Origin of the sequence: Microbacterium sp. (assembly GCF_030149085.1) — a bacterium.
Lineage (GTDB): Bacteria > Actinomycetota > Actinomycetes > Actinomycetales > Microbacteriaceae > Microbacterium.
In genome coordinates this window covers 1-5,219 of sequence record NZ_JASBSF010000210.1, presented here as the reverse complement: position 1 = coordinate 5,219, position 5,219 = coordinate 1, and the positions used below count along the sequence as shown (strand labels likewise).

Annotated in this window: 5 protein-coding genes and 1 pseudogene; 3 read left to right on the top strand and 3 right to left on the bottom strand. The window is 66.3% G+C overall.

All coding sequences use genetic code 11. The features are described 5' to 3' along the window. Positions 1 to 237: pseudogene (locus tag Q1V87_RS08425) on the bottom strand (iron ABC transporter permease); the annotation flags it as partial. Then, positions 234 to 1,262, bottom strand: a complete 1,029-nt coding sequence (locus Q1V87_RS08420; RefSeq protein ID WP_300591690.1) for an iron-siderophore ABC transporter substrate-binding protein — start codon at positions 1,260 to 1,262, stop codon at positions 234 to 236. The gene Q1V87_RS08420 and the pseudogene Q1V87_RS08425, both read right to left, overlap by 4 nt. Before the next feature lie 187 nt (positions 1,263 to 1,449). On the opposite strand from Q1V87_RS08420, the gene Q1V87_RS08415 reads away from it, so the two are divergent. Next, complete coding sequence (locus Q1V87_RS08415; RefSeq protein WP_300591689.1) at positions 1,450 to 2,508, top strand: SDR family NAD(P)-dependent oxidoreductase; 1,059 nt, start codon at positions 1,450 to 1,452, stop codon at positions 2,506 to 2,508. Position 2,509: 1 nt separating this feature from the next. Here Q1V87_RS08415 and Q1V87_RS08410 read toward each other — a convergent pair whose 3' ends face one another. Next, positions 2,510 to 3,070, bottom strand: coding sequence for a TetR/AcrR family transcriptional regulator (locus Q1V87_RS08410; RefSeq protein WP_300591688.1), 561 nt, complete (start codon positions 3,068 to 3,070; stop codon positions 2,510 to 2,512). A gap of 168 nt (positions 3,071 to 3,238) precedes the next feature. Between Q1V87_RS08410 and Q1V87_RS08405 the strand changes: the two genes are divergently transcribed. Together Q1V87_RS08405 and Q1V87_RS08400 are read left to right on the top strand one after the other, a co-directional pair. Next, positions 3,239 to 3,709, top strand: a complete 471-nt coding sequence (locus Q1V87_RS08405; RefSeq protein WP_300591687.1) for an Lrp/AsnC family transcriptional regulator — start codon at positions 3,239 to 3,241, stop codon at positions 3,707 to 3,709. A gap of 43 nt (positions 3,710 to 3,752) precedes the next feature. Beyond that, entirely contained in the window at positions 3,753 to 5,141 is a 1,389-nt protein-coding gene (locus Q1V87_RS08400) for an aspartate aminotransferase family protein (protein WP_300591686.1), read from the top strand. The last annotated feature ends 78 nt before the right edge of the window (positions 5,142 to 5,219 follow it).

Sequence of the window (5,219 nt, the reverse complement as noted above, 5' to 3'; positions counted from 1 at the left end):
GAGCACGGTGCGCGGCATCCGTTTGATGACCGCCGCCGACTCGATCGATGTCGCATTGCCCGAAAGGCCTGCGACGAGATCGGCGGGACTCACGTCAGCGACACCGAAGGCGACGGATGCGACGGCGAGCACCACGAGAAGCGCGATTCCCGCAACCAGCCACGCGACACGCACCGATACCGATCGTCGCAACGAGGCGACGGCCGGTACCGGTGCGGGCGCGTGGAGGGTGGTCACTGCTGTGCAGAGACTCCGGATGCGAGCAGGGCGAAGTAGTCGTCGATGCCCCAGCCGATCGACAGCGGCGACGGGTTCGCGGATGCCGCCAGCGGCGTGTCGTTCTCGAGCACGACGATCGAGCCGTTCGCGATCGCCGGGATCTGCGAGAGCAGCGGGTCGGCCTGCAGCTGCGCGACGATGTCGCTGCCGGGGTCGCCATAGGTGACGAAGACGTCGACGTCGGCGAAGCGGTCTGCCTCTTCGGCGCTGACCGAGGTGTAGAACTCCTCGGTGTTCGCCGACTCTTCGGCGACGATCTCGGGAACGGGGAAACCGATGCTCTCGAGGAAGCCGGGCCGCGTGTCGTGGCTCGTGTAGAAGCCGATCTGGCTGAAGTCCGACGGATCGATGTAGCTGAAGAGGATGCGGGCGCCGTCGAGCTCGGGGTAGTTCTCGAGCGATGCCGAGACGGTCTCGTGCAGTTCGTCGATGAGCTCGTCACCCTCGGCCGAGAGGCCGAGCGCCGCGGAGTTCATGCGGATCATGTCTTCGTAGGAGGTTCCCCAGGCGACCTCGGGGTACGCGACGACCGGGGCGATCTTCGAGAGGGTGTCGTAGTCCTCCTGCGTGAGCCCCGAATAAGCGGCAAGGATGACGTCAGGCTGCGTGTCTGCCACGGCCTCGAAGTCGATACCGTCAGTCTCATCGAACAGCACAGGGGTTTCGGCGCCGAGTTCTTCGAGCTTGTCCTCAACCCACGGCAGGACGCCGTCACCGTCGTCGTCGCCCCAGGTCGCCTTGCTCATACCGACGGGCACGACGCCGAGGGCCAGCGGCACCTCGTGGTTCGACCAGGCGACGGTCGCGACCCGCTCGGGCTTCTGCTCGATAACTGTCTCGCCGTAGGCGTGCTCGATGGTAACGGGGAAGCCGCTGCCGGATTCGGATTCGGTGGTCCCGGCATCCGTCGATGACGAACAGGCGGCAAGGGAACCGGTCAGGGCCACGGCGATGCCGAGGGCGATGAGACGGGAGGCGCGCACGAGCGCTCCTTTCGTGGGTTGCTGTGGGAGGCTCACTCTCGAATTGGTAAGCCTTGCCTAACCTACATTGCAGCCGAACCATCCCTCAATCTGAAGGTTCTTTCAGCGACCCCTGTCAACTTTGTTGACTCCTTCTCTAGACTGGGATCACGCGGTCCCGAAACCGCGATCGACTCAAGGAGGAGACATGGCCAAAGACAAGGCGCTCAGCGCAAAATCATCGATCGGCGCGTGGTTGAAGCATCCCGTCGGCGGCCCAATCCTGCGCGATCTGCTCGCGCAGGGAGGTCAGACCGAATCGGCGCTGGCCCCCGTCAAGCTCTTCTCGCTCGAGCGGGTCGCGTCGATGAGTGGCGGACGGATGCCGCAGGAAATGATCGACGACATGGTTCGGCGCGCCAACGACCCGAACGCCCTCGCCGTTGCACCCGCGACCGACGACGATGACGATGATGACGAGGACGAGCCCGCCGCTCCCCCGATGGCGGCCCCGTGGATCGAGCGCATCACGCCCGGACGCTTCGATGGCAAGACCGTCATCGTGACCGGCGCCGGCTCGGGGATCGGACGCGCCGTGGCTGCGCGCGTTGCAGCCGAGGGCGGGATGGTCGTCGCTGTCGACATCTCGCAGGAGCGCCTCGATGCGGCGGTCGCCGAGATGCCCGGCGCCGTGGCGGTCGCGGGAGACATCACGTCGGAAGACGCGATCGCGACGATCGTCGCAGCCGCCGGCGGTCGTGTCGACGGTCTTGCTAACGTCGCGGGGATCATGGACGACATGACGCCGCTGCACGAAGTGAGCGACGCGGTCTGGTCGCGGGTCATGGCTGTCAACGTGGAGGGAACCTTCCGACTCACGCGGGCGGTCCTCCCCCTCATGCTCACGGCCGGCGGCGGATCGATCGTGAATGTCGCCTCCGAGGCAGGGCTTCGCGGCTCGGCTGCAGGCCTTGCCTACACGACCTCGAAGCACGCCGTCGTGGGCCTCACCAAGAGCACGTCGTTCATGTACGCCGGAAAGAACATTCGCGTCAACGCGGTAGCTCCGGGCCCGGTCGCGACCGGAATCGAGGCATCCTTCGCCTCCGAACTCGGCCAGGAGCGCGTCGGACTCGCGATGACGATTCTGCCGCCGATCGCCGAGGCTGCGCAGCTCGCGGCATCCATCACGTGGCTGCTGAGCGACGACGCGAGCAACGTCACCGGCGTCATTCTGCCCTCCGACGGAGGCTGGTCGGCGATCTGAGTCAGCCCGTGATCGCTGTCTGCAACAGCGTGCCGTAACGGCGGATGAGGGTCTCGCGCTCCAGATGCGCGAGACCCTCATCGCGCACCACCCACAGGCTGTAGAGCAGGCCGCCGACCACGACTGCAGCCATCCGCGCGCGGGTGTCAGCATCGGCCGCGTGAGCCGGCGAACTCGCGATTCGCGTGCGAAACGGCCGTACGAAGCCCTCCTCATGGGCGGCGCGCAGGTGAGTCCAGATACCCCCGGAGTCGCTGGCCCGCAGGAGTGCCAGGTAGATCCCGCGGATGTCGGCGTCGTCATCGAGGATGAACGCGATGAACCGCTCGCCGAGGGTCTCGAGCGGACCCTCGAAGGCAGCAGCCGCTACCTGCACCTCCATCGTCTCCATGAAGAGCTGCTCTTTCGAGCCGAAATGGCGAATGACCAGAGCCGGGTCAACAGCGGCCTCACTCGCGATCTCACGCACGGAGGTTCGCGCGTAGCCGTTCTCGGCGAACAGTCGTTGCGCAGCCACCCAGATCGCCCGCTTCGAGGCTGGCGCGTGTTCGGGCAGGCTCATCCCCCCATGGTCGCACGTCGCTCTCTCGCCACGAGGATGCCCTCCTGCGAGCCCCACGGTTCCGATTCCCTCCTCGAATACCGGTCGCATCTGCGGATTCCGCACATATGGCCGCAATGCTCGACGCTTTCAGTTGTCTTCCGGTGATTCCTCTGCGATGATCGTCGCGTGGCAGATCGCACTCCCCGGGTTCCTCAGCTCGATGACATCTCGCGCGCGATCGTCGAGCACCTGCAGGCCGACGGTCGGCGCTCGTACGCCGACATCGGCAAGGCGGTCGGGCTCTCCGAGACCGCCGTGCGCAACCGCGTGCAGCGGCTCGTCGACGCGGGCGTCATGCAGATCGTCGCTGTCACCGATCCCCTGCAGCTCGGCTTCGCGAGACAGGCAATGGTCGGCATCCGCACCTCGGGAGACTCGACCCGCATCGCGGCCGAAGTCTCGGCCCTGCCCGAAGTCACCTACGTCGTGCTCACCGCCGGCAGCTTCGACGTGCTCGCCGAGGTCGTCTGTGCCTCGGATGACGAACTCATCGACCTGCTCAACAAGCGCGTCCGTGCGATCGACGGGGTCGTCGCCACCGAATCCTTCGTGTACCTCCGCCTGGTGAAACAGCTCTACGACTGGGGCACCCAGTGATCACCTTCACAGACACCGTGACCACGCCCCGAAAGGACATTCCATGAACTCCCCCGCCGATCTGCAGAAGAAGGCCCAAGACCACCTGTGGATGCACTTCACCCGCCAGTCGGTGCTGGACACCTCCGGGGTGCCGGTCATCGTGCGCGGCGAGGGACACCACATCTGGGATGACCGCGGCAAGCGCTACTTCGACGGCCTGTCGGGCTTGTTCGTCGTCAACGCCGGCCACGGTCGCAAGCGCCTCGCGCAGGCTGCTGCGAAGCAGGCCGAAGAGCTCGCGTTCTTCCCGCTGTGGTCGTACGCGCACCCGTCGGCGATCGAGCTGGCCGACCGCCTGGCCGACGAGGCACCCGGCGACCTCAACCGCGTCTTCTTCACCACCGGGGGCGGCGAGGCCGTCGAGACCGCCTTCAAGCTGGCGAAGCAGTTCTGGAAGCTGCAGGGCCAGCCCCTCAAGCACAAGGTCATCTCGCGCTCGATCGCCTACCACGGCACTCCCCAGGGGGCGCTCGCGATCACCGGCATCCCGATCATGAAGGCACCGTTCGAGCCTCTAGTACCTGGCGCGTTCCGGGTGCCGAACACCAACGCCTACCGCGCCGAGGAGGCAGGTTTCGTCTGGGACGGCGAGGGTGACCGCCTCGAAGCGTTCGGCCGCTGGGCGGCGGACCGCATCGAAGAGATGATCCTGTTCGAAGGCCCCGAGACGGTGGCCGCCGTCTTCCTCGAGCCGGTGCAGAACTCGGGCGGATGCTTCCCCCCTCCCCCTGGCTACTTCCAGCGCGTCCGCGAGATCTGCGACCGCCACGACGTGCTGCTGGTCTCGGATGAGGTCATCTGCGCGTACGGTCGCATCGGCCACACCTTCGCCTGCAACGCGTACGACTACGTACCCGACATCATCACCTCGGCTAAGGGGCTGACCAGCGGCTACTCACCTCTGGGCGCCACCGTGATCTCGGACCGCATCTACGAGCCGTTCCGCCACGGGCACACCTCGTTCCTGCACGGCTACACGTTCGGCGGACACCCGGTCTCGGCAGCCGTCGCGCTCGAGAACCTCGCGATCTTCGACGAGGAAGGCCTGAACCAACGCGTCCGCGAGAACTCGCCCCTGTTCCGGGCATCCCTCGAGAAGCTGCTCGACCTGCCGATCGTCGGCGACGTGCGCGGTGACGGCTACTTCTTCGGCATCGAGCTGGTGAAAGACAAGGCGACGCGCGAGACGTTCAACGACGACGAGTCCGAGCGTCTGCTGCGCGGATTCCTCTCCGGCGCCCTCTACGACGCTGGCCTGTACTGCCGCGCCGACGACCGGGGCGACCCCGTCATCCAGCTCGCACCGCCGCTGACGATCGGCCCGTCCGAGTTCGACGAGCTCGAGCAGATCCTGCGCGACGTTCTCACCCGCGCCGCGGGACTCCTGTAGCGGATTCGAAAGCTGCGGATTCCGGCCAAGTCGGAATCCGCAGCTTTCGTGCGTGAAACCGTCGCGCAGGTTACTCGA